General features: G+C 63.6%; 25 protein-coding genes. 13 read left to right on the top strand and 12 right to left on the bottom strand.

Features of this window, described 5'->3' with window-relative positions; translation table 11 throughout:
* Both Q9451_RS16070 and Q9451_RS16075 read left to right on the top strand, forming a co-directional pair.
* On the top strand, positions 1 to 654 hold the full coding sequence (locus tag Q9451_RS16070; protein ID WP_012272448.1) for a DsbA family protein: 654 nt from the start codon (positions 1 to 3) through the stop codon (positions 652 to 654).
* Positions 651 to 974, top strand: coding sequence for a Rieske 2Fe-2S domain-containing protein (locus Q9451_RS16075; RefSeq protein WP_012272447.1), 324 nt, complete (start codon positions 651 to 653; stop codon positions 972 to 974). Before Q9451_RS16070 ends, Q9451_RS16075 begins: the two co-directional genes overlap by 4 nt.
* Before the next feature lie 24 nt (positions 975 to 998).
* On the opposite strand, the gene Q9451_RS16080 is transcribed toward Q9451_RS16075, so the two are convergent.
* The gene (locus Q9451_RS16080) at positions 999 to 2006 is read right to left on the bottom strand and encodes an AraC family transcriptional regulator (RefSeq protein ID WP_012272446.1); all 1008 of its coding nucleotides are present in this window, start codon (positions 2004 to 2006) and stop codon (positions 999 to 1001) included.
* A 193-nt stretch (positions 2007 to 2199) separates the two neighbouring features.
* Between Q9451_RS16080 and Q9451_RS16085 the strand changes: the two genes are divergently transcribed.
* The 9 genes from Q9451_RS16085 to Q9451_RS16125 all read left to right on the top strand — a co-directional run bounded on the left by Q9451_RS16085 (position 2200) and on the right by Q9451_RS16125 (position 14661).
* The gene (locus Q9451_RS16085; RefSeq protein WP_012272445.1) at positions 2200 to 2778 is read left to right on the top strand and encodes an alpha/beta hydrolase; all 579 of its coding nucleotides are present in this window, start codon (positions 2200 to 2202) and stop codon (positions 2776 to 2778) included.
* Positions 2779 to 2852: 74 nt separating this feature from the next.
* On the top strand, positions 2853 to 4808 hold the full coding sequence (locus Q9451_RS16090) for a DUF1302 domain-containing protein (protein WP_012272444.1): 1956 nt from the start codon (positions 2853 to 2855) through the stop codon (positions 4806 to 4808).
* A gap of 38 nt (positions 4809 to 4846) precedes the next feature.
* Positions 4847 to 6205, top strand: coding sequence for a DUF1329 domain-containing protein (locus tag Q9451_RS16095; RefSeq protein ID WP_012272443.1), 1359 nt, complete (start codon positions 4847 to 4849; stop codon positions 6203 to 6205).
* 21 nt (positions 6206 to 6226) lie between these two features.
* Positions 6227 to 7222, top strand: coding sequence for a YCF48-related protein (locus Q9451_RS16100; protein WP_012272442.1), 996 nt, complete (start codon positions 6227 to 6229; stop codon positions 7220 to 7222).
* A 15-nt stretch (positions 7223 to 7237) separates the two neighbouring features.
* A complete protein-coding gene (locus Q9451_RS16105; protein ID WP_012272441.1) occupies positions 7238 to 9703 on the top strand; it encodes an MMPL family transporter in 2466 nt (821 codons plus the stop codon).
* Positions 9696 to 11474 (top strand): acyl-CoA dehydrogenase C-terminal domain-containing protein, encoded by a 1779-nt coding sequence (locus Q9451_RS16110; protein ID WP_012272440.1) that lies wholly within the window; start codon positions 9696 to 9698, stop codon positions 11472 to 11474. The genes Q9451_RS16105 and Q9451_RS16110 overlap by 8 nt, the downstream gene beginning before the upstream one ends.
* An 11-nt stretch (positions 11475 to 11485) precedes the next feature.
* A complete protein-coding gene (locus tag Q9451_RS16115; protein WP_012272439.1) occupies positions 11486 to 13126 on the top strand; it encodes a fatty acid--CoA ligase in 1641 nt (546 codons plus the stop codon).
* Between the two features lie 163 nt (positions 13127 to 13289).
* Positions 13290 to 14090: an LPS biosynthesis protein gene (locus tag Q9451_RS16120; protein WP_041166498.1), complete on the top strand. Its 801-nt coding sequence runs from the start codon at positions 13290 to 13292 to the stop codon at positions 14088 to 14090.
* A 70-nt stretch (positions 14091 to 14160) separates the two neighbouring features.
* On the top strand, positions 14161 to 14661 hold the full coding sequence (locus Q9451_RS16125; protein WP_012272437.1) for a methylated-DNA--[protein]-cysteine S-methyltransferase: 501 nt from the start codon (positions 14161 to 14163) through the stop codon (positions 14659 to 14661).
* Positions 14662 to 14665: 4 nt separating this feature from the next.
* Here the strand turns inward: Q9451_RS16125 and Q9451_RS16130 are convergent, their stop codons facing one another.
* The 3 genes from Q9451_RS16130 to Q9451_RS16140 form a co-directional block, all read right to left on the bottom strand.
* Positions 14666 to 14908, bottom strand: a complete 243-nt coding sequence (locus Q9451_RS16130; protein ID WP_012272436.1) for a hypothetical protein — start codon at positions 14906 to 14908, stop codon at positions 14666 to 14668.
* Complete coding sequence (locus Q9451_RS16135; protein ID WP_012272435.1) at positions 14905 to 15648, bottom strand: carbon-nitrogen hydrolase family protein; 744 nt, start codon at positions 15646 to 15648, stop codon at positions 14905 to 14907. The genes Q9451_RS16130 and Q9451_RS16135 overlap by 4 nt, the downstream gene beginning before the upstream one ends.
* 75 nt (positions 15649 to 15723) lie before the next feature.
* Entirely contained in the window at positions 15724 to 16239 is a 516-nt protein-coding gene (locus tag Q9451_RS16140; RefSeq protein WP_012272434.1) for a DUF3016 domain-containing protein, read from the bottom strand.
* Positions 16240 to 16314: 75 nt separating this feature from the next.
* Between Q9451_RS16140 and Q9451_RS16145 the strand changes: the two genes are divergently transcribed.
* Positions 16315 to 17040: a metallophosphoesterase gene (locus Q9451_RS16145; protein ID WP_012272433.1), complete on the top strand. Its 726-nt coding sequence runs from the start codon at positions 16315 to 16317 to the stop codon at positions 17038 to 17040.
* On the opposite strand, the gene Q9451_RS16150 is transcribed toward Q9451_RS16145, so the two are convergent.
* A complete protein-coding gene (locus Q9451_RS16150) occupies positions 16988 to 17602 on the bottom strand; it encodes a LysE family translocator (protein ID WP_012272432.1) in 615 nt (204 codons plus the stop codon). The genes Q9451_RS16145 and Q9451_RS16150 overlap by 53 nt on opposite strands.
* A 115-nt stretch (positions 17603 to 17717) precedes the next feature.
* On the bottom strand, positions 17718 to 18527 hold the full coding sequence (locus Q9451_RS16155) for an AraC family transcriptional regulator (RefSeq protein WP_345960664.1): 810 nt from the start codon (positions 18525 to 18527) through the stop codon (positions 17718 to 17720).
* 131 nt (positions 18528 to 18658) lie between these two features.
* Between Q9451_RS16155 and Q9451_RS16160 the strand changes: the two genes are divergently transcribed.
* The gene (locus tag Q9451_RS16160) at positions 18659 to 19282 is read left to right on the top strand and encodes a LysE family translocator (protein WP_012272430.1); all 624 of its coding nucleotides are present in this window, start codon (positions 18659 to 18661) and stop codon (positions 19280 to 19282) included.
* On the opposite strand, the gene Q9451_RS16165 is transcribed toward Q9451_RS16160, so the two are convergent.
* From Q9451_RS16165 to Q9451_RS16190, 6 genes are all read right to left on the bottom strand, one after another.
* Entirely contained in the window at positions 19279 to 21735 is a 2457-nt protein-coding gene (locus tag Q9451_RS16165; RefSeq protein ID WP_012272429.1) for an autotransporter outer membrane beta-barrel domain-containing protein, read from the bottom strand. The genes Q9451_RS16160 and Q9451_RS16165 overlap by 4 nt on opposite strands.
* 120 nt (positions 21736 to 21855) lie before the next feature.
* A complete protein-coding gene (locus Q9451_RS16170; RefSeq protein WP_012272428.1) occupies positions 21856 to 22131 on the bottom strand; it encodes a peptidylprolyl isomerase in 276 nt (91 codons plus the stop codon).
* A gap of 32 nt (positions 22132 to 22163) precedes the next feature.
* The gene (locus Q9451_RS16175) at positions 22164 to 24122 is read right to left on the bottom strand and encodes an acetoacetate--CoA ligase (RefSeq protein WP_012272427.1); all 1959 of its coding nucleotides are present in this window, start codon (positions 24120 to 24122) and stop codon (positions 22164 to 22166) included.
* 67 nt (positions 24123 to 24189) lie between these two features.
* On the bottom strand, positions 24190 to 24669 hold the full coding sequence (gene eco / locus Q9451_RS16180) for a serine protease inhibitor ecotin (RefSeq protein ID WP_012272426.1): 480 nt from the start codon (positions 24667 to 24669) through the stop codon (positions 24190 to 24192).
* 55 nt (positions 24670 to 24724) lie between these two features.
* Complete coding sequence (gene hbdH, locus Q9451_RS16185) at positions 24725 to 25495, bottom strand: 3-hydroxybutyrate dehydrogenase (protein ID WP_012272425.1); 771 nt, start codon at positions 25493 to 25495, stop codon at positions 24725 to 24727.
* Positions 25496 to 25505: 10 nt separating this feature from the next.
* Positions 25506 to 26897: a GntP family permease gene (locus Q9451_RS16190; protein ID WP_012272424.1), complete on the bottom strand. Its 1392-nt coding sequence runs from the start codon at positions 26895 to 26897 to the stop codon at positions 25506 to 25508.
* Positions 26898 to 26917: the final 20 nt, after the last annotated feature.

A 26917-nucleotide genomic window follows, 5' to 3' on the forward strand; every position in this document is an offset into this window, starting at 1 on the left:
GTGAAACAGCTGTTGTCCATCGAAGTGTTTTTCGATTTCGTCTGCCCTTGGTGCCTGATTGGCCAGCGGCACCTGCAAGCGGCCTTGTTGCTGCTGCAGCGTGAGCAGCCACAGGTACAGGTGCAGATACACTGGCGGGGCGTTCAGTTGCTGCCGGGGCTGCCTGCCAACGGGGTGCCTTTCAATACCTTCTACCTGCAACGCCTGGGCAGCGAGCAGGCGGTACGCGAGCGCCAGGCTCAGGTGCGTGCTGCTGCCAGTGTGGTGGGCGAGGACATCGATTTTTCGCGCATCCGTCGCATGCCCAATACCGGCAATGCCCACCGCTTGATGCAACGGGCCGGCAGCCTGCTCAGCGCGCCGCAGCAGGAAGCGTTGCTGGCGCAACTGTTCATTGCCTATTTCCACCAGGGCCGCGACCTGGGTGATAGCCGCACATTGCTCGGCATCGCCCAGGGTTGCGGGCTTGAGCCCGGGCAGGTGATCGACTGTTTGCGTGACGATGGCAGCCCGTTCCTTGACGGTGCAGGGCGAGCGGGCAGCGCCGTACCACGCTATCGCTTCAACCAGGGCCCGCTGCTTGCCGGGGTGCGGCCAGCCGAGGCGCTGTTTGCCGCCATGAATGACGCCTTGCAAGCGGTGGTGCAGGCATGAACCGGCGTATCGCACTGAGCCCTCAGCAACTGCCGGAGCGCAATGGCCGGGTGCTGCTGGCCTGCGAGGGCCGCAGCGTGGCCTTGTTCAATGTCGCCGACACGCTATACGCCATCGACGACAGTTGCCCGCACCAGGGCGCGTCGTTGTGCGGTGGTCGCCTGGAAGGGCGGGTCATTCAGTGCTGTGCGCATGGTCTGCGCTTCGACCTGGCCAGCGGCTACCTGATCAACTCCAAGGCCTTGAAAGTCGCCAGCTACCCGATCGAGCAACAGGATGGGCAGGTCTTTATCGTGCTGGACGGCGAAGCGGCGTCTTGAACCGCCGCCAAGACCACCATGGGCTCATGGCTGCGGCGTGTGCTGAGCCCGCCAAACAGCCGGTGGCATGCCGAACTGGGCGATGAACCAACGGGTGAACGAACTGGGCATCGAGTAACCGAGCATGTCGGCGATGCGCCCCAGCGAGTAACCGGGGTTTTCCAGGTAGCGCATCACCAGGTCGCGGCGCACGTTGTTGATCAGGTCCTTGAACGTCAAACCATTTTCTTCCAGCCGCCGCTGCAATGTACGCACGTTCATGCCCTGGGTCTGCGCCACCTGCTCGATGGTGGCACGGCCCATGGGCAGCAGCAGGTAGATGGTTTTACGCAGTTCCAGTTCCAGCGACGGTACGCCGCTGGCCGGCAGCGTGTCGAGGTAGCGCCGTGCCAGGCGGGCCATGGCTTCGTTGGCCTGCGGGCTGGCGCTGTCGAGGTCGGCGGCGGGGCAGACGATACCGTTGAACTCGCTGCCGAACACCAGCGTGCAGCCGAAGATGCGCCGATGAATGGCGGGGTCGGCGGGGGCCGCATGCGTGAAGTTGGCACTGATCGGGTGCCAGTGGGCGCCCAGCAGTGCCGCGCACAAGCGCATCATCACGCCGATGGCCAACTCGGTGGCCTGGCGGCTGCAGGGCGCGCGTTCGTTGATCACCTCTTCGCGAATGATCACGGTCTTGCCGGCTTCTTCGATATGAATGGCCAGCGCGTCATTGAGCAGGTGGCGGTATTGCACGATCACCTGCAGCGCATCGCGCAGGTTGCGTTGGTGGCTGAGCAACAGGCTGATTTCGCCGAAGTCCGATAGCTGGCGCAGCTCGGCCATGCGCAACCCAAAACTCTCGCACTTCGTGGCGCTGGCGGAAGCTTCCAGCAAACTGATGACGCTGGCCACCGGGATACGCCGGTTGGGGTCGTCGAGCAAGGCGGCGTTAAGGCCGACCTGCGCAAGCAGTGCATGGGGGTTGAGGCCCAGATGGCGGGACACTTCCAGGTAGTTGGTCAAGCTGGCGGCACGAACGAGAGCAGGCATTTTTTATTGTTGTCCCTAAAGCCGGGGTTTGCAGGGCCACTGGTTTTATAGCCTGCGTGTCATCAATTGAAAAGCAAAGCCCTGTTTATGTGGTTGTCATCAAATGAAAAGCGCCTGACGCCCAATGTAAAGCACCCCGGTGGAGGCCTGTTTACTGTGAACTTCAAGCGCTAAACCGCACACGAGGTTCACCGTGGAAAAAATGCAAACCACAGCCACCGTGCTGATTGTCCCTGGCCTGCGCGGCCACGTGGCCGAACACTGGCAGACCCTGCTTGCCGGCCGCCTGGCCAAGGTGCGCAGCGTACCGCCGCTGGAAGTCGACGGCCTGTGCTGTAACGCGCGGGTCGAGGCAATCCAGCGCGAGCTGGAACAGGTCGATGGCCCGGTGCTGCTGGTGGCACACAGTGCCGGCACATTGATGGTCGCCCACTGGGCGGCGCGCTACGGGCGGGCGATCAAGGGCGCATTGCTGGCGGCCCCACCTGACCTCGACGCCCACTGGCCCGAGCATTACCCAAGCCCGGCCAGCCTGGCCGAGATGGGCTGGTCGCCACTTCCACCTACGCCGCTGCCCTTTCCCAGCATTGTCGCGGCCAGCAGCAATGACCACCTCGCCAGCTACGCCGCTGCCGGTGAGCTGGCCCGGCGTTGGGGCAGCGAGCTGGTCAACCTGGGCGCCGTTGGACACCTCAACCCGGCTTCCGGTTTCGGCCCTTGGCCGTTGGCCGAGGCGTTGATCCGCCGACTGGACGCCGCAAACCTGCAGTAACGCATGGACGCCCCAGCCACGCCCGCAACAGACGGGCGGCGTAAAAAACAATAACAATACGTGGAGCCATCGTAATGCCAGAACACCGCATTCACCGTGCTGTGAAACCACAGCGCTGCCTGCTCGCCTGCGCCATCGGCTTGCTCACGCTGCCCGCCGCCCAGGCGTTCGAAGTCGATACCGGCCATGAAGACTGGGCCGTGCGCTTCGACAATACCGTCAAATACAACTACGGCGTGCGTACCGAGAGTGCCGACAAGCGCCTGCTGGGCACGCCCAACAGCAACGACGGCGACTACAACTTCCGCAAGGCCGGCACCAACATCACCAACCGGGTCGACCTGCTGACCGAGCTGGATGTGGTGTACCAGGGCAACAGCGGTTTTCGCGTCAGCACTGCCAGCTGGTACGACAAGGCCTATGACAACACCGGCTCCAACAGCAACCCATTCGTCAACGGCAACGGTGACCAGTCGGGTATCAACCCCAGCCTCAATGGCCTGCCTGGGACCGGCATCCCGCTAGGCAGCCCACACCTGAGCAACTACGCCCAGCGTTACTACAGCGGCCCGTCTGGCGAAGTGCTGGATGCCTTCGTGTTCATGAGCCGTGACGTGGGCGAAGCGTCGCAGGTCAGCGCCAAGCTGGGCCAGCACAACCTGTTCTGGGGTGAAACCTTGCTCAACCCGGTGCATTCGCTTAGTTATGGCCAATCAGGCCTGGACCTGGCCAAGCTGGCGGCCTCGCCGGGCACCGAGGCCAAGGAGCTTTTCGTACCCCGCAACCAGCTGTCGACCGCGTTCCTGGTCAACTCCGAGCTCACCCTGGGTGCCCAGTACTTCTTCGACTGGGATGCCGCCCGGCTGCCTGAAGCCGGCACGTACTATGGCGGCTCTGATGTGGTGGGTGAGGGCGCGCAGAGCTTCCTGTTGGGCCACACCGGTACGCCGGGGTTGATCCCGGTGCGCGGTGCGCTCACCACCATTCGCCGCGGTCATGACCTGACCCCCGGCAAAAGCGGTGACTGGGGCATCATGGCCAAGTGGTCGCCAGAGTGGCTGGGCGGCACCCTCGGCTTCTACTACCGCAAGACGTCCGAGATCCTGCCCCAGGCCTGGCTCGATGCGCGCGGCATGACCGTGGCCAACGGCCCATTCGGCAACCCACCGGGCAGCCGCCAAGGCGCGATCGGCAACCTCTACAACTCGCTACAAAGCACCACTTACCAGTTCGCCTACGCCGACAACATCGACATTTATGGGCTGAGCCTCTCCAAGGATGTGGCGGGCATCAGCGTCGGCAGCGACCTGAACATCCGCCACAACATGCCGCTGGCGAGCATTCCGGCAATCGTCAGCGCCCCCGGCCAAGGCGGCCTGGGCGGCGGCTTTGGCCTGCTGCCGGCACGGCTGCCCAGCAGCGGGGTGATCTACGACGTGCCCAAGGATGGCGACAGCCTGAGCGCCACCGGCGACACCTTGCACTTCACCCTCAACGGCCTGATGACGATTGGCGACACACCGCTGTTCGACTCGGCAACCCTGCTGGGCGAGCTGTTCTACAGCAACCTGCTCAAGCTCGATAGCCACAACGAAGCTTTGTACAAAGGCAAGAGCAGCTACCGCGGCATCGACAAGGCCACCCGCGACAACTGGGGCATCGCCGTCAATTTCACCCCTACCTGGTACCAGGTGTTTCCGGGCATGGACCTGAGCATGCCGCTTTCGGTCAACGTCGGCATCGACGGTGTATCGCCGGTGCAGGGTGGCGGTGCCGAGAACACTGGCAACTACGCGGTGGGTTTCAGCGCTGCGATCTACAACCAGTACTTCGTCGACCTCAAGTACGTCGACAGCTTCGGTGAGACCAAGGCCTGCAAGGACGGCCAGACCGACGGCAGCACCCCCAATGCCCTGGACGGCGAACAGGATTACACCTGCTACGGCGGCGGCTACGCCTCCTTCTCGGGGGGTGGTGCCACCACTGAAGACCGTGGCGCCCTGTACCTGACCGTCAAGACGACCTTCTGAGTCATGTTTCCTACCGCCTACACAGGAAGACAACCATCATGAATTTCGTACGTACCCTGCTTGCCTCGTGCCTGTCGCTGGCCGCGCTCAATGCCGCCCAGGCGGCCGTTTCCCCTGACCAGGCTGCACACCTGGGCAGCAACCTGACCGCCATCGGCGCCGAAAAGGCCGGCAATGCCGACGGCTCGATCCCGGCCTACCAGGGCGGCCTGCAAACGCCCCCGGCCAGCTACCAGAGCGGTGCCAGCATGCGGCCGGACCCGTTTGCCAGCGAGAAGCCGCTGCTGGTGATCGATGGCAAGAATGCCGATCAGTACAAGGCTCAGCTGACCGCCACCACCCTGGAACTGCTCAAGCGCTATCCCAGCTACCGCGTCGACGTGTACCCGACGCATCGCAGCGTAGCGCTGCCGCAGGCGGTGCTCGACAACACCCGCAAGAACGCCACCGCTGCCAAAAGCCAGGAGGGCGGCACTGCGGTAGACAACGTGCTGCCGGGTATCCCGTTCCCCATTCCGCAGAACGGCGCCGAAGCCATGTGGAACTTCCTGCTGCGTTACCAGGGCGTGAGCATGACCGCCAAGTACGACTCGTGGAACGTCGACGCCGCCGGCAAACCGTCGCTGTCGACCACTGGACAGGCCAACATCAGTTACCCGATTTACGAGGACATGGCCAAGCCGATCGGCGCCAAGGACACCTACTACCAGATGAAATTAGTGTACACCGGGCCCGCACGCCGTGCCGGTGAAGCGATGATGCTGCGCGACGCCGCAAACCCGCTGGTGCAGCCACGCAACGCCTGGCAATACCTGCCAGGCCAACGCCGGGTGAAGCTGGCGCCCAACCTGGCCTACGACACGCCCAACCCGGGCACCTCCGGCTCTGGCACCTACGACGACGTGTTCGTCTTCAACGGCGCGCTGGACCGCTACGACTGGACCCTGGTGGGCAAGCAGGAAATGTACGTGCCGTACAACACCTACCAGCTGACCTACAACACCGATGTCAAGCAGGTGATCACGCCCAACCACCTGGCACCGCAGTTCGTGCGCTGGGAAAAACACCGCGTCTGGGTGGTGGAAGGCAAGCTCAAGGACGGCGCACGCCACATCTACCACAAGCGCCGCTTCTACCTTGACGAAGACAGCTGGATCGCCCTTGCCTCCGACCAGTACGACGCCCGTGGCCAGCTGTACCGGGGCTCGTTCGCCTTCCTGACCCAGAGCTACGACAAGCAGACCCCGGACGCCACGCCGTTCATGATCTACGACCTGATCGGCGGCACCTACAACCTCAACGGCGTGGTCGGTGCCTATGGTGGTATCCGCTACATCGAGCCGCTGTCGAAAACCCAGTGGTCGCCCGAGTCACTGGCCGGCAATGGCATTCGCTGAACCATGGAGCAGAGGTTGCCAATGTCTGTCTTCAAACGATGCAGCCTGGTGATGTTGGCCCTGGCCGCGCTGCAGGGCGCGGCGCAGGCGGCGCCATTCACCGATGTGCTGGATGTGCCCGCCATGCCCAGCACCCTGGCCAGCAGCAGCGCCCTGCGTGATGTGACCTTGGCCGGGCAGCGCCTGGTCGCGGTCGGCCCACGCGGGCATATCCTCTATTCCGACGACCACGGCGCGCACTGGCAGCAGGCCCAGGTGCCGGTCAGCGCCGACCTGAATGCGGTGAGCTTTGCCACGCCTGAACTGGGCTGGGCGGTCGGCCATGATGGCGTGGTACTGCACACCCGTGATGCTGGCGTGCACTGGCAAAGGCAGCTGGATGGTCGAGCGTTGGCTGAACAGCTGCCCGGCGCTGGCACCGACAATGCCTTGCTCGATGTGTGGTTCAGCGATGCTCGTCATGGCTACGCGGTGGGCGTGTTCAACCTGCTGCTGCGCACCACGGACGGCGGCGAGCACTGGCAGCCCTGGCTCGACCACAGCGACAACCCGCAAGGCCTGCACCTGACCAGCCTGGCCGCAGTGGCTGACAACCTGTACATCACGGGCGAGCAGGGCTTGCTGTTGAAGTGGAACGGCGAGCGCTTCAGCCGCGTCGATACCCCCTACGCCGGCACTCTGTTCGGCGCCATCGGCAAGCCCGGTGTGCTGCTGATATACGGCCTGCGCGGCCACGCTTATCGCAGTACCGATGGCGGCGAGCAGTGGCAGCCGGTCGACACGGGCGTCAATACCAGCCTCACCGCCGCCGGTATCGATCGCGACGGGCAGCTGTGGCTGGCCAGCCAGGCCGGCGACCTGTTGCTCAGCCGCGACGACGGCGCCAGCTTCCGCCCGGTGCCACAAAGCGCCCGTGGCCCGGTGACCGCACTCGCCAGCGATGCCGACAACGGCCTGGTGCTGGTGGGCGAGCGGGGCGTGCGCAACCTGTTCGGTAACCCCACGCCGCACCCATAACAAGAGAAGACCCTGATGGCCGCTAACCGCCAAGATACCCTTCCGGTAATCCGCAACCTTGCCGATTTCGACCCGCGCTCGGGCAATGGCCTGGAACGCCTGGTGTTCAACCACCGCCTGCCATTTCTGCTGTGCATGCTGTTGGCGACACTGGTGCTGGGCTTCATGGCGCTGACCCGCCTGGAGCTGCGCCCCAGCTTCGACAAGATGCTGCCGCAGAGCCACCCCTACATCCAGAACTACCTGGCCAACCGCACCTCGTTGCGCGGCCTGGGCAATGCGGTGCGAGTGGTGGTGGAAAACACCCAGGGCGATATCTTCGACCCCGGCTACCTGCAGACCCTGCGCCACATCAACGACGAGCTGTTTCTCAGCCAGGGCGTGGACCGGGCCTGGGTGAAGTCGCTGTGGAGCCCGGCGGTGCGCTGGACCGAGGTTACCGAGGAAGGTTTTCAAGGTGGCCCGGTCATGCCCGACGGCTATCAGGGCGCGGCTGGCGACATCGAACAGCTGCGGCAAAACATCGAGCGCGCCAACATCGTCGGCAGCCTGGTAGCGCGCGACTTCAAGTCGAGCATGCTGGTGGTGCCGCTGCTCGACCAGGACTCAGCCACCGGCAAAGGCCTGGACTACCATGCCTTTTCGCAAAAGCTCGAACAGTTGCGCAGCCAGTACCAGGCCAGCGGCCAGTACCGCATTCATGTGATCGGCTTTGCCAAGCTGATGGGCGACCTGATCGACGGATTGATCCAGGTGATGGCGTTCTTTGCCCTGGCGGTGCTCACCAGCCTGGTGATCATCTACTGCTACACCCGCTGTGTGCGCAGCACCTTGCTGGTGGTGCTGTGTTCGCTGACTGCGGTGGTATGGCAGCTGGGTATCGTCGCCTGGTTGGGTTATGCCATCGACCCGTACTCGATCCTGGTGCCGTTCCTGATCTTCGCCATCGGCGTGTCGCATGCCGCGCAAAAGATGAATGGCATCCTCCAGGACATAGGCCGTGGTACCCATCGGCAGATTGCCGCCCGTTATACGTTCCGCCGCCTGTTCGTGGCAGGGGTCACTGCATTGCTGGCCGATGCCGTGGGCTTTGCCGTGCTGATGCTGATCGACATTCCGGTGATCCAGGACCTGGCTATTACCGCCAGCATTGGTGTGGCGGTGCTGATCTTCACCTCATTGCTGTTGATGCCCGTGGCACTGTCCTATGTCGGTGTGGGCCGCCAGGCTGCCGAGCGGGCGCTGCGCATCGATGCCCGCGCGGATCAACACCGTGGCTTCGGCCGGCTGTGGGACTTGCTTGACCGCTTCACGCAACGCAGGTGGGCCAGCGCTGCGCTGCTGGTTGCCCTGGCCTTGGCCGCCCTTGGCATCTGGGGCAGTCTGCAGTTGAAAATCGGCGACCTCGACAGCGGCGCCCCCGAGCTGCGCGCGGATTCGCGCTACAACCTCGACAACGCCTACATCACCCAGCATTACGCACTGTCCAGCGACACCTTCGCGGTCATGGTCAAGACCGCCCCCGAAGGCTGCCTGCAATACCAGACCTTGATCCTCGCTGATCGCCTGGCCTGGGAGCTGCAACAGTTGCCGGGTGTGCAGACCACCGTGTCGCTGGCCAACGCCGTGCGCCAGATCACCGCCGGTACCTACGAAGGCAACCCGCGCCTGAACAGCCTGCAGCGCAACCAGGACGTGCTCAACTACGCCGCGCAGCAAGCCTCGGTCAACGCACCGGAGCTGTTCAACAACGATTGCTCGCTGATGCCGGTGATCGCCTACCTTAAGGACCACCGCGCCGACACGCTGGCCCAGGTCGCCGCAACGGCCGAGCGCTTCGCCCAGGCCAACGGCAGCGCCGAGCATCAGTTTCTGCTGGCGGCCGGCAGCGCCGGTATCGAAGCCGCCACCAACGTGGTGGTGCGCGAGGCCAACCACCGCATGCTGTTGCTGGTTTACCTGGCGGTGACGCTGTTCTGCCTGATCACCTTCCGCAGTTGGCGTGCCACGCTGGTGGCGATTCTGCCGTTGATGCTCACCTCGGTGTTGTGCGAGGCGCTGATGGTGGCCATGGGCATTGGTGTCAAAGTTGCCACCTTGCCGGTCATCGCCTTGGGCGTGGGTATTGGCGTGGATTACGCGCTGTACCTGCTTAGCGTGCAGCTGCATTACCAGCGCGCCGGCCTGAGCTTGGCCCAGGCTTATCAGAAAGCCGTGGCTTTCACAGGCCGGGTGGTAGGGCTGGTCGGTATCACCTTGGCGGCCGGCGTGGTCGGCTGGGCCTGGTCACCGATCAAGTTCCAGGCCGACATGGGCTTGCTGCTGACCTTCATGTTCCTGTGGAACATGCTCGGCGCGCTGGTGCTGATACCGGCGCTGTCGCACTTTCTTCTGCGCGGCGTGGGCCCCCAGGCAACTGCCGAAGCCCAGGCCAAAGCCCATTCGAAAACCCAAGAAAGCGAGTGTTCGCCTCATGTCTGATTACCTTCCGCCACTGCGTGACATGGATTTTCTGTTGAACGAAGTGTTCGACATCCCGACCTGGTGGGCGCAAACGCCCGCACTGGCCGAGGTGGTCGACGGCGACACGGCCCGGGCCATACTCGAACAGGCCGGCAAGCTGATCGCCGAGCGGGTAGCGCCGCTCAACCGCAGTGGCGACGAGCAGGGCTGCCGCTGGGAGGCTGGCCAGGTACGTACTCCCGATGGTTTCGCCGATGCCTATCGGGCATTCGCCACCGACGGCTGGGTAGGTGTGGCCGGGGCCCCGGAATACGGTGGCATGGGCATGCCGAAGGTGATCGGTGCTCAGCTCGAGGAGATGCTCAATGCCGCCAATCTATCGTTCGGCCTGTACCCAATGCTGACCGCCGGGGCCTGCCTGGCACTGCTCAACCATGCCAGCGAGCCGCTGAAGGCGCTGTACCTGCCGCCGATGTACCAAGGCCGCTGGACCGGCTCCATGTGCCTTACCGAACCGCACGCTGGCACCGACCTGGGGCTGATCCGCACCCGCGCGGAGCCCATCGCCGAAGGTTGCTACCGCATCAGCGGCACGAAGATCTTCATCACTGGCGGCGAGCAGGACCTGACCGAAAACATCATCCACCTGGTGCTGGCGCGGCTGCCCGATGCGCCCGCCGGGCCCAAAGGTATCTCGCTGTTTTTGGTGCCCAAGGTGCTGGTCGACGCCGACGGTGCGCTGGGCGAGGCCAACGCGGTAAGTTGCGGCTCGATCGAGCACAAGATGGGCATCAAGGCCTCGGCCACCTGCGTGATGAACTTCGATGGCGCCACCGGCTACCTGGTCGGCGAGCCGAACAAGGGCCTCAATGCCATGTTCACCATGATGAACTACGAGCGCCTGGGCGTGGGCATCCAGGGCCTGGCCCTGGGCGAGCGCTCCTATCAGGGCGCCATCGCCTATGCCCGTGATCGCCTGCAAGGCCGCGCGCCGACAGGCGCCGAAGCACTGGCGCAGCATGCCGACCCGATTGTCGTCCACCCGGACGTACGCCGTATGTTGCTGACCATGAAAGCGCTGAACGAAGGTGGGCGGGCGTTTTCAACCTACGTGGCGTTGCAGCTGGACCTGGCCAAGTACAGCGATGACCTGGCTGCATGCGCCAAGGCCGAAGCCAAGGTGGCGTTGCTTACACCGGTGGCCAAGGCCTTCCTCACCGACATGGGGCTGGAGACCACCGTGCACGGCCAGCAGGTACTGGGTGGCCACGGCTATATCCGTGAGTGGGGCCAGGAGCAGTTGATACGTGACTGCCGCATCACCCAGATCTACGAAGGTACCAACGGCATCCAGGCCCTCGACCTGGTCGGGCGCAAGCTGTTGGGTGATGGTGGCAAGGCTTACCTTGGCGTGTCTGACGAAATGGTCGCCTTTGCCGAGGCGCTGCCGGTGGAGCACGCCGAGTTCGCTGCGCCACTGCTGGCTGCCGTGCACAACCTCGACGAACTGAGCGCTTGGTTGCTCGACCGTGGCCAAGGCAACCCGCGCGAGCTTGGCGCGGCGGCGGTGGAGTACCTTCAGGTGTTTGGCTACACCCTCTACGCCTACCTGTGGGCGCGCATGGCTGTGGTGTGCCTGGCCCATGCGGCACCTGAACCGTTCCACCTGAGCAAGCTCGGCACCGCGCGCTTCTACTTTGCCCGCCTGCTGCCACGCATCCACTCGCTCAGCGCCAGCGTGAGGGCCGGCAGCGATAGCCTGTACCTGCTCGAGGCCGGGCAACTGTGAAGGCCACCCACATGATCACTACCCGCGTCATGCCCCCGGCCGAGCAGGCCTATGCGTACCCGCTGCTGATCAAGCGCCTGCTGTTGTCGGGTGTGCGCTACCAGCCCAACCAGGAAATCGTCTACGCCGACAAGCTGCGCTACACCTACACCACGTTGCTGGAGCGTATTCAACGGCTGGCCAACGTGCTGAGCGCTGCCGGGGTCCAGCCTGGCGACACCGTGGCCTTGCTCGACTGGGACAGCCACCGCGCATTGGAGTGTTTCTTCGCCGTACCCATGCTGGGCGCAGTGTTGCATACGGTAAACGTGCGGTTGTCCAGCGAGCAGGTGCGCTACACCATGAACCACGCCGAGGACCGGCTGGTGCTGGTGCACGACGACTTCCTGCCGTTGATGCAGCAGCTGCGCGCCGACCTGCCGACAGTGGAGGGCTTCATCCGCCTGAGTGACGGCGGTCACGCCGCGCAAGGCGTGCCTCTGCTGGGCGAGTACGAAACCATGCTGGCGGCTGCAGAACCGTACTTCGAATTCCCGGACTTCGACGAAAACTCGCTGGCCACGCTGTTCTATACCAGCGGTACCACCGGCAACCCCAAGGGTGTGTACTTCAGTCACCGGCAACTGGTGCTGCATACCCTGGTCGAGCAGGGCACTTTGGCCGCGTGCGGTGAGGTACCGCTGCTGCGCACCGGCGATGTGTACATGCCGATCACGCCCATGTTCCATGTGCATGCCTGGGGCGTGCCTTACGTGGCGACGGCACTTGGCATCAAGCAGGTCTACCCGGGGCGCTACGAGCCCAACCGCCTGGTGCGCCTGTTCCATGAGGAGGGGGTGACCTTCTCCCATTGCGTGCCAACGGTGCTGCAGATGATGCTCGACAGCGAGCAAGGGCGCCGCACCGACCTTGCCGGCTGGAAAATGCTGCTGGGCGGCAGCGCGCTGACCCTGGGCCTGGCCCAGCGCGCCAGCGAGCGCGGCATCAGCGTGCACTGTGGTTACGGCATGTCGGAAAGCTGCCCGCTGCTCAGCATCACCTACCTGAGTGCCGAGCTGCTGGCAAAGCCCATGGCGCAACAATTGCCGCTGCGCATCGATGCCGGTGTGCCGATTGCCATGGTGGACCTGCGTATCGTCGACAGCGAGGGCCGGGAGGTGCCGCACGACGGTGAAAGCCTGGGTGAAGTCGTGGTGCGCGCGCCTTGGCTGACCCAAGGCTACCTGCACGAACCGGAGCAAGGCGCAGCACTGTGGTTGGGGGGCTGGATGCACACCGGTGACCTGGCTTGTATCGATGCGGCGGGCGTGGTGCGTATCCGCGACCGGATCAAGGACGTGATCAAGACCGGTGGCGAGTGGGTCAGCTCGGTAGCGCTGGAAAACCTGATCAGCCAGCACCCGTTTGTCGCCTCGGTGGCTGTCGTCGGTGTTCCTGATCCACAGTGGGGGGAACAACCCTTGGCCTTGGTGGTCTGCTGTGAGGGTGTGCAACTGGACCAGCCGTCATTGGCCAGGCACCTGCAGCCGTTTGTCGACAGCGGGCACTTGAACAAGTGGGCGATACCACGGCAGTTGCGTTGTGTGGACGAAATCCCCCGGACCAGTGTCGGCAAGATCGACAAGAAACGCATCCGCCAGACGGAAGTCTAGCGTTGGCTTGCGTTTTTCTGGGGCTGCGCAGCGGCCCCAAAACCCCGCCAAACAAGGGATGGCGGTTGACTGATGTTCAGCTAGGTAAAGTTAGGTAAAAGCGGCCACGGCGTATACACGGATCAGTATTGTGGTTTGTACTGTCCAGTTAAAGATGCCATTGATGAACACACTTCCGTCGCAGCCAAGCGCTGAACGCGGGGCGTTCTCCCATTTCGAGGCGTGTCGCAACACCCAGCAGGGCCCCGTGGTGATACTTGCCTCCGGTGCGTCTGCCAAGCATTTTCCATTGGGCGAATTCGCCCATTTGCCCATCATCGCCATGAACGGCTCGGTTGCCATGACCGCCGAACACGGTATCAAACCGTTCTTTTACGTGTGCACCGACAAAAGTTTTCGCCTGCAACAGCCGGCCTTGTTCGCCACGGCCTTGCGCGACAGCGAGCGCCTGGCACTTTGGCCCGAGCAGTATGCGGGTGCCAATGTGCCAGCGGATACCGAGTGTTATGCCTTGCACAAAGCCGACACGCCAGGCCTGCTGGACGGTTTGCGTGGCCACGGTGACAGCTGCGTGTGCAACCGCGCACTGTGGAGCAAACGTAGCCGTTCGATTGCCTTCAGCAAAGACCTGGCCCATGGTTTCTTCGATGCTCGCACAGTGGCGTACGTGGCCTTGCAGCTGGCTTACCACCTGGGCTTCGAAGAGGTGCTGCTGGTAGGGGTAGACCTCGATCAGAGCGTCGGGCGCTTCTACGAGAACGGCAACGGCGAGTGTTCGCCGTGCGGGCTGGACCAGCATTGGGACAGCCGCATTCTGCCGTCGTTGACACTGATGGCCAGAGAAGTGGTCAACGAACATTTTCATGTCTACAACCTGTCGGCGACGTCGCGTATTCCTGACGATCTGATCCCCAAGGTCAACCTCAGCCAGGCGCGGTACATTGCCGGCTGCGCAATGACTTGAGCAAGAAAGCGGGTGCATCAGTAACTGTGGATGCGTACAGTAAGTTGATCGCAACCAGCAGGAGCCCGCTATGTCCAGCGCTTTCACTTTCATGCAATCGCCCGTCGGCACGCTGACCCTGGTGGCCCGTGGCGACAGCCTGGCAGCTGTGCTGTGGGAAGAGGAGCGGGAAAACCGCGTACGCCTGGGCGCCCTGCACCGTGATGACCAGTGCCCGGTACTGGTGGAAACCGCTCGCCAGCTCGGCGAGTACTTTGCCGGCAAGCGCCAGCGTTTCGAACTGGCGCTGGACTTTGCCGGCACCGAGTTCCAGCGGCAGGTGTGGGCCGCGCTGCTGGCGATACCGTTCGGCGAAACCCGCAGCTACGGCGATATCGCCCGGCAAATCGGCAACCCCAGCGCGGTGCGTGCCGTAGGCGCCGCCAATGGCCGCAACCCGATTTCGATCATCGCCCCGTGCCATCGGGTAATCGGCGCGTCGGGCAGCTTGACTGGCTTTGCCGGTGGCCTCGCGGCCAAGCAGTACCTGCTGGCGCTGGAGGGCCGGCAAAGCCTGGCGCTGGACTTCTAAGGCTTCAGCCGAACCAGCTGGCGACCAGGCAGACCAGTACGGCCAGCACCGAGCCGGCCATCAGGGTGTAGTGCCGATGCGCTCGACGCGCAAGGGGCTCGACCTCCCGCAGGTACTCGCCGGGCGTAGGTGCATCGGGCCGATGGCGCAAACCCTCGGCCACATCGGCAAGTTGGCCCTGAATCAGCAAGCCGACCAGGTAGTAGGTGCAGGCATAACTCAGCAACGCAAGAAACAGATAGATCATGCAGGGTGCGGGTCCAAAGGCAGCGCGCTTGCGCTGGCATTACGGGTGTCGAGTACGATCAGCCCTTCACTGTGCTCATCCAGGCTGGCCAGCAAGCGCCCCTGGCTGTCCCACGCAGCGGAGCCGCCGGCGCCGATGAAGGTGTCAGCCGGCCCCACGCAGTTGGCCATCAATACCGGCATGCCAAGCTCACGCGCCACTTCTGGGTAATGCGCGTGTCCCTCGCGGATGCCTTTGGCGGTTTTCGCCACGCTGACCAGGTACAGGTCGGCACCGTGCTCGCGGGCCATGGCCGCATGTGCCATGAACATCGATTCGTAACAGATTGCCGGCGCCACCCGGTGCTCCCCCATCTCCAGCAGCAAGGCCTGATCGCCTGGGGTGAAGTAGGGCAGTTCATCATCGTGCAAGCGCCGCTTGGCATAGGCCTGGCGGGGTGCCCCAGGGCTGAAGATCGGCATGCCGATGCGTATGCCGTCCGGCGTTGGCAGTGGTAGGCCCACGGCAATAGTGATGCCCAGGCGGTCACAAGCGGCTTGCAGCGGGTCCAGCCGTGTGGAGGCCACCGGCAGGGCGGCCTGGCGCGCCACACTCGGCTCGTAGCCGGTCAGCGACAGTTCGGGAAACACCACCAGTTCGGCACCCAGGGCCGCAGCCTGCTCGATGCAGGCCAGGTGACGCTGGAGGTTGCCTGGCAAATCGCCCTTGAGCGATGCCAGTTGTACGGCGCACAGTTTCATGAGAACCATTCCCTGGTACAGGTTGAAGGGCCGAGCATACTATCGGCACCAACACCTGTACCAGTGAAGGGTTTTTCAGGAAGCCGAGTGCGTCGCGAAGCGTTGGCGGAACCAGTCGCTGAGCATGGCCTTTTCGGCATACAGGCGGTCACTGCTGCTGGCGACCCGGCCCGGGCGGCTCAGGTACATCTTGTCGCTGACCCGCTCCTGCGCCTGCTGATCGGGTTTGCCAGGTTGGCTGAGGGTGTAGGTGAGGTCGATGGTCGGCCAGGTGATCTCGCGCATGAAGCGCACATCGTAGGCCTGGCTGTGCCAGGGCTCGAAGCGCCCGGCCAGGTCGATGTCGCGGATGTCGATGACCAGTTGCTGGCCCGGTTGCAGGTAGCGCTGGCCGAGCTGCTGCAGGTATTGGCTGAGGGTTTTCATGACATAGGCGTCGGCACCACGTTCATAACCGTGGCTGTCGAGGCTGGCATCGCGGAATTTTTCCGGGTGGTCGAAACGCACCTCGACCTGCGCGGCCGGGGCACCTTGTGCCATGCTGTCCAGTGACAGCGCCATGAGCACGGCACACACGAGGGCGGTACGCATGATGCACCTCCGGGGCAGATTGCGTGTGCTCCCATTTTACCCCTGGCGTGGCGCTACCAGCAGAGGAAGATTGTAATGGGACGGTTTCGGCGGCTGATCGCCAATATCCGGGGACGGGACCTGGCGGTCGGCGATATCCATGGTCACTTCCAGCGCCTGCAACAGTGCCTGGATGCGGTCGGGTTCGATCCGGCAGTGGACCGCCTGTTCAGCGTGGGTGACCTGGTCGACCGTGGGCCGCATAGCGAGGCAGCACTGGAATGGTTGGCACAGCCCTGGTTCCATGCCGTGCAAGGCAACCACGAGGCCCTGGCAATTACCCGCGTGCGCGGTGGGCGGCTGGACCTGGACATGTACCGCGCCGCTGGAGGTAGCTGGTTTCTCGACCTGCCACGGGGCGAGCAATTGCGCTTCGTGGAGCGCTTCGAGCAACTGCCGATTGCGATAGAAGTAGAAAGTGCGGCCGGGCTGGTGGGCCTGCTGCATGCCGACAGCCCGTTTGCCGACTGGGCAGTACTGCGCACCTGGCTGGAACTGGAGGACGACCCCAAGGTGCGGGAAGTGTGCCAGTGGTCGCGGCGGCGGCTGAAGGAAGGCGACACCCAGCCGGTGCAGGGCCTGCGTGCCTTGCTGGTCGGCCACACGCCGGTGCTGGAGGCCAAGCAGTTGGGCAATGTCTGGCACCTGGACACAGGCGGGTGGGCCAGTGGCCATTTCACCTTGATGGACATGCGTACCCTGAAACTGATCAGCCCCGCGCCAGGTGCAGCAACAACGCCCCCGCCAAAACCACCAGCATGACCCCCGAGGCCCGCTCCAGCCACGGCAGGCTGCGGGCGAAGCGCCGCAATACTCGCTGGTTGCCAATGGCCACGGCAACCGCTAGATCCCAGAGCAGTACGATGCTGAACATCCACACGGCGTAGGCCGTTTTCCAGCCGACGCTGGCACTGGCGACCATGCTGGCCAGGCTGGCATAGAACAGCGCGTTCTTGGGGTTGAGGACGCCGGACAAGAAGCCCATGCCCACATTGCGCCACCAGCCTTGAGCCCGCTGGCTGCCAGCGACTGTGCCCAGGCTGGTTTGCCCGGCATGGCGCAGAAACAGCACGCCGATGTACAGCAGGTAGCTGGCGCCGGCCAGCTGCAGCGTGGTGAACAACAGGCTGCCTTCCTGCAGTACCGAAAGGCCGGTGAAGGCCATGGCGATGAATGCGCCGTTGGCCAGGGCGATGCCCAGGCAAGCACCGCTGGCAGTGCACCAGCCGCTGTTGATCGAGCTGCGCGCGACCAGGAAGAAGTCCGGGCCGGGAGAAAGCAGGGCGAGAAAGTGGGCGAGGGCGATGATCAGAAACTGTTGCATGGGTGGGGCTGCTCTGCGGAAAAAACCGCAGTCTGCTGCCCCGCGTGTTGGGCGTATTGAAGAATATTGCAAACCCCAAAAAGCCAACGCGGCCCCTTATGGACCGCGCACGCCTTCAATCGCCTCGGTACTGCCCCGGTGTCACCCCCACATGGGCCTTGAACACCCGCTGGAAATGGCTTTGGTCGGCAAACCCAAGCTGGTAGGCCACCTCTGCCAGTGCCAGCCCTTTACTCAACAGCTGTCGGCCGCGATTGACCCGGGCATTGAGTACATAAGCATGGGGCGTAAATCCGGTCGCTGCGCGAAATGCTCGGATCAGCTGATAGCGCCCAAGCCCAGCCTCCCGCGCCAGTGCTCCCAGGCTCAATCGCGCTGGGTCGAGGTGCTCGATACGCTCGAGCACCTCACTCAATGTCGCGGCTTCCAGGGCAGGGGCCGCTACCAGTGGTGGGTGCGCGGAAAAATCCAGGTCCCCCAGAAAGGCAACCAGCGCCGCATCCTTCTCACTGTTGCTGGCGCGGGAAAACAGCAAACTGTTCAGCTCGCAGAACTGCCGATAGACCTGCGGCGCCCGGCAAATGCGTGCTGGCTCGCCGGCCTCGGTGCCGCTCAGCCCCGACTCCAGGCGCAGCTGCGTCAGCCAGTCGGCATCCACATGCAGCATCTGGTAGCTCCAGGCCTGCCCAGGCTCGGGGTTGCAGGCATGCACACGGCGGGCCGGGACCAGTACCAACGTGCCGGGTGTCAGGCGCTCTTGCCCACCGGCAGCCCCGGTGAAATGGCTGTGGCCGGCATCCACCGCACCGATGGAAAACGTCGGGTGGCTGTGGGCCTTGTAACAGGCGCGGCTATTACAGGCGCGGCGGCTTTCGACATGCGCCAGGGCCGGGTCGCGCCACACGACGGCGTCGGAACGGGGCATTACAGGCTCCTCGGTAGTGTCGGCAGGGTAACAGCTGGCGCATACCCGTACAGTTTTTATCGCTGGCTGTAACTTGACCGCAAGGCGCGACACACGCCGAAATAGGCGCCTGTTGTCAGAGGAAAACAAGAATGGACCTTTCAAGCCTGCTGCTTTTCATCCCTGCCTGCTTCGCTCTGAACATGGCGCCGGGGCCGAACAACCTACTGTCGCTGCACAATGCCAGCCGGTACGGCCTGCGCACCGCCTGTGTGGCTGGTGGGGGGCGCATCCTCGCCTTCAGCGGCATGATCGCCCTGGCCGCCATGGGCCTGGCGGTGGTGCTGCATACCAGCGAATACCTGTTCCTGACCATCAAGGTAGTGGGCGCGGCGTACCTGTTCTACATCGCCTGGCAACTGTGGCGCGCACCGGTGGGCAAGGCCGTGGTGGCCAGCGATCACCCACGCGGCACCTGGCGCCTGGCGCGGCAGGAATTCTGGGTGGCGGCCGGCAACCCCAAGGCCATCCTGATATTCACCGCCTTTCTGCCGCAGTTCGTTTCGGTTGGCAGCACTACGCCTGTGAGCGAGCAGTTCCTTTGGCTGGGCGTATTGTTCCTGTTGCTGGAATGGGCGGCGATCGCCATCTACTCGGGCCTGGGCGCCTACATGCAGCGCTGGTTCAGCCAGCCCGGGCCACGGCGCATGTTCAACCGGGTCAGCGCCTCCCTGCTAGGTTGCGCTGGCCTCGGTTTGCTGGCGGCGCGGCGCTAGAACTGCCAGCGAACACCCAGGTTCACGCCGCTGGCTTCCTGCTGGCGGCTGTCCAGGTTGGCGGTGTACTGCACGCCGCCATGCAGGCTCAGTGCTTCGCTGACCTGCGCCACCACGCCACTTTCCAGTTGCACCGCGGTATAGCGGTAGTCGGTCTTGATCTTGTCTACCCCATCGAAGGTCAAGGTGTCGCGGCCACCGTCGCCGTGCCATAGGTTGACCTGCGCATAGGGCTGCAACAGGCGGCCGCTGCTTCCTGTGAACGCACCTTCCATACGCATACCCAGGCGGCCGGTCAGCTCAACCTGGGCGTCATGGCTAATGCGCGAGACGCTGTCGCTGGCGCTGTCGAGCGATACCTTTTGCGCGATCAACTGAGCTTGCGGCTCCACGGTCCAGCGTTCGGACAGGGCGATAGGGTAGCCAGACTCCAGCGAAGCGGTCCAGGCATGGCCATCGATGTTCAGCTTGTCGCCACGGTCGGAGCGCGCCCGGCCATCCAGGCGGGTGTACTGCAGCACCGTATCCAGGTATTCGCCTTGCGGCCCAACCAGCGTCCAGTAGGCGCCCACACTGTCGCCATCGAGCTTGAGGTCTCCCACCCGGCGGTCCTGCACGGCCAGGGCGAAACCTTTGACGTCGGCATCCAGGCGGCTGTGGCTGACGTACAGGCCGACATGCTGGCGGTAGCCGTTGTCGCCCACCTTGGCATACAGGTCCTGGCCCACCTTGAAACCGTACAGGTCGCCATCCAGGCTCGGGTTGACCGTACCGCTCCATTGCTGGCGCAGTGCGCCGCCATAGGCCTGGCCCCAGCTGGCGGGCAGGGCGCCGTCAGCTTTGAGCAACTGCTGGTCACCCTGGCGCTGGTGGAATGTTCCTAATGCCTGACGGGCGATGATCGCGGCACCTCTTGGCGCCGCGGCATACACCGGGACTTCTGGGCGATACAGCGGCAGGCTTTCGCCCTGCACTGGAGCAGGCAGGTCGACCTGGCCGGGCGCTGGCGCAGCAACGGGTAGAGTGGCGGCTGGGGCGACCACCGGTGGCGTGCCCGGTTCGTTTGGCTGGCTGGGTTCGGTTGGCTGTGTAGGTTCGCCAGGTTCCGGCACGGGTTCCGGTACAGTAGCCGGAGCAGGTGGCGCGACCAGGGTGGAGCGCAGGTACCAGCTGTTTTCGCTACCTGCCGTCACGCCCCCTTTGAACAACCGGTAGTCGAAGGCACCGGCCAAAAGCGTCTGGGTCTGCACGAATGCGGTGGCCGTGCTGGTAGCGCCATCGCGGGCTTCGACCACCTGGATGCCGTTTTGCGTGGTTGCCGCACCTGCACCCTTGAAGTTGTTGATGAACATCTGGGTGGAGCCACCAATGGCCCCCCGGCTGACCACCAGGCGGTCGGAAGCTGCGTCATCGCCTGCCAGCACGCTGTTCAGGCGCAGGGTGCCGTTGTTGCCGGTGTAGTCGCCCTGGAGGGTCAGGCGGCCCCGCGCGTCGTTGCCACTGCTCAGGTCGATGGTGCCGGCGTTCACGACCGATGCCTTGTTCTCAACTTGAATACTGACGATGCTGCCCTGGCGGCTGATCAGCGTGCTATTTGCATCGATTTGCAAGGTGCCGGTGCCCGTGGCGGGGATCACGCGTGGCTGGGTGGCGCCCACGTCTCCCAATGTCAGCGTGTCGTTGAGGGTAAGCTGGCTGCCTTGCTTGAGGGCGATGGACTCCCAGTTGACGTACAACGCACCTTTGCCGACCTGAGCCTGCTCGAACGTCAACGTGTCGGTACCGGTGCCGCCGTCCAGGGTAACTGTTGAGTTGCCGAGGTCCAGGGTGCGTACCGTGGCTGTGTCATTGCCGTTCTCCAAGATGACTCTTTTACCGACCTGTCCCCCCGTCCAGGTAAACACATCGTCATCGTTGCCAGTCCGTATTTCGCCTTTGAGCGTGCCGCCGCTGATGGTTATCTTGTCAACGCCGCTGCTGGTACTGATATCACCGCCGATGGTGCCGCCAGTCATAATGATCGTGTCGTTGCCAAGCCCGCTGACAACATTGCCAACAACGAGGGTTTCGACCCCGAGATCCTGGGATATTTCAAGGAAGTTGTCAGCGAGCTTGAGGTCTATTCGGCCAATGCTGCCGCCTTTGAAAAAGGCCGAGTCACCGTCTTCGAATGCGCCCGTGATGGTGCCGCCGGTCATGCTGAACGTGTCGAAGTCACCGCCTTGATTCAACGACCCAAGCGTGCCGCCAGACATGTTGAATGTGTCTTGGCCATTGCCTTGCTGCAATGACTGAACCGTTCCGCCCGTGAGCGTAAATTCATCAGCGGCATTCGTCTGCACAAGGGCGCCAAGGTTTTCACCGGCTGAAACCGTCAGGGATTGGGAGTGAGCCAACAAAGGCAACGTCAGTAGCGGCAATGCGACAGGCAGCAGCAAGCGGTGGCATCGCATACACAGGTCTCCGTGCCCATTGAAGGAGCCACAACCTGAAGCGACGCTTCGGCCCTGCCTGTGTTGTATGTAATGTGACGTGATGGCACAACTGGCAAAAATGCTAGGTGCCCGTTGCTGTCAATCGCGGTAGAAGGTTTGCACCAGGTGGTAGCCAAACTTGCTTTTGATTGGCCCGTGGACCACGCGTAAAGGCTTTTTGAAGATCACCTGGTCGATAGCGCCGACCATTTGCCCAGGGCGCACTTCGCCCAGGTCACCGCCGCGCTTGCCCGAAGGGCAGAGAGAGAACTTTTTCGCGAGCACATCGAAAGCCTCGCCATTGGCGATGCGCTGCTTGAGCTTTTCGGCTTCGTCAGCGGTCTTGACCAGAATGTGGCGGGCTTGGGCTTTCATGGGGTACCTGTGCATCGGGAAAAAGGACGGCATTATGCCTGCTCGCGCAACTCCACGCGATCACGAAACTGCTCCAGCGCCTCTGGGTTGGCCAGCGCATCGGTGTTCTTCACCGGCAACCCGTGCACCACGTTGCGAATCGCCAGCTCCACCAGCTTGCCGCTGATGGTGCGCGGTATATCGCTGACCTGGGCGATCACCGCAGGTACGTGGCGGGGTGTGGTGTACTGACGTATCACCTGGCGAATGCGCTGGCGCAGGGCGTCATCCAGTTGCAGGCCTTGGTGCAGGCGCACGAACAGCACCACCCGCACATCCCCGTGCCAGTCCTGGCCGATGGCCACGCTTTCCATTACCTGCTCGACTTTCTCCACCTGGCGGTAGATTTCCGCCGTGCCAATGCGCACGCCGCCAGGGTTGAGCACGGCGTCGGAGCGACCGTGGATCACCATGCCCCCGCTGGCACGTTGCTCGGCATAGTCGCCCTGGGCCCACACCCCCGGAAACTGGCTGAAGTAGGTGTCGTGGTAACGGCTACCGTCCGGGTCATTCCAGAACCCCAGCGGCATGGAGGGAAAGTGGTGCGCGCACACCAGTTCGCCTTTTTCGTCCACCACGGCATGGCCTTGCTCGTTCCACACTTGCACCGCCATCCCCAGGCCCTTGCACTGAATTTCGCCACGGCGCACCGGCAAAGTCGGGTTGCCCAGCACGAAGCAGGAAACGATGTCGGTCCCACCCGACATGGACACCAGCCACAGATCGGCCTTGATCTTGCCGTACACGTAGTCATAGCTGTGAGGTGACAACGGCGAACCGGTGGACAGCAGCAGCCGCAGGCTGCCCAGGCGGTGGCTGGCGGCAGGTTCAAGGCCCGCCTGCTCCAGTGCTGCCAGGTACTTGGCACTGGTGCCAAAGGCGTGGATGCCTTCGGCTTCGATCAGGTCCAGCAGGCGCTCGGGGCCAGGGTGGAACGGTGAGCCGTCGTACAGCACCAGCGTGGCCCCCACCGCCAGGCCGCTGGCCAGCCAGTTCCACATCATCCAACCGCAGGTGGTGTAGTAGAACAGCACGTCATCGGCCTTCAGGTCATTGTGCAGGCCGTGTTCCTTGAGGTGCTGCAACAGCACGCCACCGGCACGATGGACAATGCACTTGGGCACGCCGGTGGTACCACTGGAGTAGAGAATGTACAGCGGGTGATCGAAAGGCAGCGGGGTGAAGCGGGGCTCGCCGCCGGGCTGGAAGAAATCATCCCACAGGCTGACGTTGGTTGCCTGGAACTCGTCGGCGCGTGTACCGCTGCGGGTATGGGGCACCACGATCAGCTGCTCCAGGCCGGGCAACTGAGCGCACACCTGGTTGACCTTGGCCACTTGGTCGATGGCCTTGCCGGCGTATTGGTAACCGGCGCAGACAATCAGCAGCTTGGGTTCGATCTGGCCGAAACGGTCGATGATGCCGTGCACGCCAAACTCGGGCGAAGAGGTGGACCAGACCGCGCCAATGCTGCTGCAGGCGAGCATGGCGACCAGTGTTTGCCAGGTGTTGGGCATGACGGCGGCCACCCGGTCGCCGGGGGCGATACCAATGGCCTTGAGCGCCGTTTGCAGCCCGGCGACCTGTGCGGCCAGTTCAGCATGGGTGAACACTTCACGTTGGCCGTCTTCGCGCACGGCGACCACGGCCGGGCGGTCGTCACGGCGGCGCAGCAGGTGTTCGGCGAAGTTCAGGGTGGCATTGGCGAACCACTGTGCATCGGGCATCTGCGGCCCTTCGCTTAGCACTTGGCTCGGCGGAGTATGCCAATGAACGTGGAAATACTCGGCAAGGGTTTGCCAGAAGGCGGGCCGCTGCTCGATGCTCCAGCTGTGCAGCGCATGGTAGTCGTTCAGTTGCAGGTTGTAGCGCAGGTTGACCCGGCGGCGGAAGGCATCCATCCGGCTGGCCTCGATTTGCGCCGTAGAGGGGCGCCAGAGCACATCGTTCATGCCGAACCTCCTGAAGCCTGCAAAGCCCTCATCGCCGGATTGCCGGCGATGAGGGCACCCTCAAGATTTACTCTACGTTGGCCTTTTGCACATCCTGCGACGCCGACCACACGCGGTAGCGCACTTCGACATCCTTGGGCACATAGACCACCACCGGCAGCTTGCTGTTGTAGCGCAGCAGGAAGCCGTCACCGACCACCGGTACGAAGGCTTCGGTCTTTTTGCCATCTGGGCAGGCCATCAGCGTACTGGCCGGGCCGCTGACTTTGTCCAGGCGGTAGTAGTTGTAGCCCCAGCCTTCCAGGGTGCGTTCTTCCAGGCTGCCGCCCAGGCGCTGGCGATTGCAGTCGACCTTCAGCGTTTTGCCAGCGAGGATTTCGAGTTTATAGGCCGATTCATCGGCCTGGGCCGGCAGGTGGATGACCTGCCGGGTGAAGCCTTTTTCCGCTTCTGGGTAGGGGGCGACGTCCTTCAGGCTGGCAGCCATCGCAGGTGCGGCGGCAGCCAGGGTCAGGGCCAGAATCGCGGTCATCGGGGTTGGGCGCATAGGGCCTCCTTGCAGATAAACGAATGCGAGACCACCGCCAGGCCCAGGCCGCCCGTCACTGGGCCAACCAGCCACCATCGACGTTCCAGGCGGCGCCGCGAACCTGGCTACCGGCCTCGCTGCACAAGAATAGTACCAGTTCACCCAAGTGCTCGGGGGTAACGAAGGCCAAGGACGGTTGCTTTTCTGCCAATAGATCGTGTTGCGCTTGCAGTGGATCGCCACCGTTGGCGGCACGATCGTCGATCTGTTTCTGTACCAGCGGGGTCAATACCCAACCTGGGCAGATCGCGTTGCAGGTGACCTTGCTGGTGGCGGTTTCCAGGCCTACCACCTTGGTCAGCCCGACTACACCGTGCTTGGCCGCCACGTAGGCTGCCTTGCCGGTCGAACCCACCAAACCATGCACCGAAGCGATGTTGATGATCCGCCCCCAGTTGCGCGTGCGCATGCCCGGCAGCGCCAAACGGGTGCCATGGAATACAGCCGACAGGTTCAGGGCAATGATCTTGTCCCAGCTTTCGGTGGGGAACTGCTCCACCGGCGCCACATGCTGAATACCGGCGTTGTTGACCAGAATGTCGACGCCGCCAAATTGGCCTTCTGCCAGGTTGAACAAGGCCTCGATCTGGGCCACGTCCGACAGGTCTGCCGGGTGATGGACCACCTTCACCCCGTGCCGGGCAATCTCGGCCATGGCCGGTGCCGGGTCGCCAAAGCCGTTGAGCACGATGTTGGCACCCGCGCGGGCCAACACCTGGGCGATGCCCAGGCCGATGCCGCTGGTGGAACCGGTGACGAGTGCAGTCTTGCCGTTGAGGGTCATGCGAAGCTCCTTAAACGATGCCGGTGGCATAGAACGTGGCGATGACCACGAACACCGCCAGGGTCTTGATCAGAGTAATACCGAAAATGTCCTTGTACGCCTCGCGGTGAGTCAGGCCGGTAACGGCCAGCAAGGTGATCACCGCGCCGTTGTGTGGCAGTGTGTCCATACCGCCACTGGCCATGGCGGCTACCCGGTGCAGCACTTCGAGCGGGATGTTGGCGGCATGGGCGGCGGCGATGAAGGTATCGCCCATGGCCGCCAGGGCGATGCTCATGCCGCCCGAAGCAGAGCCGGTGATGCCGGCCAGCAAGGTCACGGTGATGGCTTCATTGACGAGTGGGTTGGGGATGCCGCGCAGGGCATCGGCCAGTACCAGAAAGCCCGGCAGCGAGGCGATCACTGCGCCAAAGCCGTATTCCGACGCGGTGTTCATCGCCGCCAGCAGCGCGCCGCTCACCGCGCTTTTGGTGCCTTCGGCCAGGCGTGTGCGAATGGCGCCGAAGGCGCACACCAGCACCATCAGGATACCCACCAGCAACGCCGCCTGCACGGCCCAGATGGCGGTGAGCTTGGCCACGTCGCTTTGTACCGGCGCGCTCATGCCTGGCAGTTGCAGGCTGTGGCTGGGGCCGTACCACTGGGGGATCCAGTGGGTGAACAGCAGGTTCATCACCCCCACCAGTATCAGCGGCGAGAGTGCCAGCCAAGGGTTGGGCAGGGTCAGGTCGGCAGCGGTTTCTGGCTCGTTGCGCAAGTCGGTGCCATAACCTTCACCGGCGCGCTGGGCCTTGTTGCGTTGGCGCTGCAGGTAGGCCATGCCGGTAAAGAACACGAACAACGTGCCGATCAGGCCCAGCCACGGCGCAGCCCAGGCGGTGGTGTTGAAGAAGGTGCTGGGGATGATGTTCTGGATCTGTGGGGTGCCGGGCAGGGCGTCCATGGTGAACGAGAAGGCGCCCAGGGCGATGGTGGCCGGGATCAGGCGTTTGGGGATGTTGCTTTGGCGGAACATTTCGGCGGCGAACGGGTACACCGCGAACACCACCACGAACAGCGACACACCGCCGTAGGTGAGCAGGGCGCAAACCAGCACGATCACCAGCATCGCCTGGCGCGTGCCGAGCAGGCGGATGGCCGCCGCGACGATCGAGCGAGAGAAACCGGACAGCTCGATCAGCTTGCCGAACACCGCGCCCAGCAGGAATACCGGGAAATACAGTTTGATGAAACCGACCATTTTCTCCATGAACACCCCGGTGAATGCGGGGGCCACGGCGGATGGGTCGGTAAGCAGGACGGCGCTGAGGGCGGCGATGGGGGCGAACAGAATTACGCTGTAACCGCGGTAGGCAGCCAGCATCAGCAGGGCCAGAGCGGCGAGAGCGATGAGCACGGTCATCGGGGTGGGTCTCCTGGGTG

Source organism: Pseudomonas sp. NY8896 (assembly GCF_039634505.1).